At 61.5% G+C, this 1,492-nt stretch carries 1 protein-coding gene; it reads left to right on the top strand.

The features are described 5' to 3' along the window. Positions 1-117: 117 nt before the first annotated feature. A protein-coding gene (locus ACFXK0_RS29030) for an IS3 family transposase (protein ID WP_379414272.1) occupies positions 118-1,492 on the top strand; the annotation gives its coding sequence in 2 pieces (ribosomal slippage) (positions 118-459 and positions 462-1,492; 1,373 coding nt annotated over the 2 pieces). This gene is flagged as partial in the annotation.

Raw genomic sequence — 1,492 nt, 5'->3', positions numbered from 1 at the left:
CCCTGCGTGTCAGGGTGAGTTGAGTCCACCGGCACTCAGCAAATCCAGCCCGACGCAGGGCGAGATCGGACCTACTCCACGATGACGACGACCACACCGATGCGCGAAACTGGGCGCATGGGTTCCTCCTCACCCGGCAACAGCCGCCCAAGACGGCGGGCGTTCACCGCCGCAGACAAACTCGCCCACCTCACCGCCTACGAAGCCGCAGTCGAGGACGGACAAGGCGGCGCATACCTGCGACGCGAGGGCCTGTATTCCTCAACGATCGGACAATGGCGCAAACAACGAGACGCCGGCGTCCTCGACCCGGCGACCCCGGGCACCAAATCCGCCAAACTCACCGCCGAGCAAGCCGAGATCGCCCGTCTGAGAAAGGAATTAGACGCAGCGAACAAACGGATCAGCACAACAGAAGCCGCGCTCGACATCATGGGAAAAGCACACGCGCTCTTGGAATCGATCTCCGAGAGCGCGGAGCAGCACGAGCCGCGACGCAAGCGCTGACCAGTGTCTATGTCGAACTGGCCGATACCGGCATCGGGACCCGCCGGGCGGCGAAATTGACAGGAATCAACCGCTCGACCGCCCAACGAAGAACTAAACCGACTACCGCGCAACATATTCCACGTTCACGCCCCGTTCCGATAAACAAACTCACCGATACCGAACGAGCCCGCGTACTGCAGGTACTCAACTCCGACCGATTCGTCGACTGCGCACCCTTGACGGTCTGGGCGATCCTGCTCGACGAGGGCGTATACCTGTGCTCGGTCTCGACGATGTATCGGATCCTGGCCGAGAACACCCAGGTCAAAGAACGTCGGAGGCTCGCTCGGCACCCGAAAGCGACCTGTCCCGAACTCGTCGCGACCGCACCACGACAGGTGTATTCGTGGGACATCACCAAACTCTCCGGCCCGACCAAAGGTCTCTACTACGACGCCTACGTCATGATCGATATCTACTCACGCCACATCGTCGGATGCCACATTCACACACGCGAGTCTGGTGTCCTGGCAACGGAATTGATGCAACAGATATTCGGCACCCACGGCATCCCGCACGTGGTCCACGCCGACCGGGGCACCGCGATGACCAGCAAATCGGTGACCACGCTCCTGGCGGATCTGCAGGTCACGCAGTCGCACTCGAGGCCGCGGGTCAGCAACGACAACCCCTACTCCGAAGCCTGGTTCAAGACCTTGAAATATGCGCCCGAGTTCCCGGCCAGGTTCGGATCCCTATGGCATGCACGAGCTTTCATGGCAAGGTTCGTCGATTGGTACAACAACGAGCACCGTCACACCGGTATAGGCCTGCATACCCCCGCGGCGGTGTTCTACGGTCTCGCGACCGCTCGTGACATCGAGCGTCGCCAGGTCTTGACCACAGCCCGAGCACGACATCCGAACCGATTCAGCGGCACGACGACGGCCCCGAAGATCATCGACCTACCGACCGCGGCATCGATCAACCCGCCTATCGAGGA

Origin of the sequence: Nocardia sp. NPDC059177 (assembly GCF_042755165.1) — a bacterium.
In the GTDB taxonomy this organism is placed as follows: Bacteria; Actinomycetota; Actinomycetes; order Mycobacteriales; family Mycobacteriaceae; genus Nocardia.
This window is presented reverse-complemented; position numbering and strand designations above follow the sequence as displayed.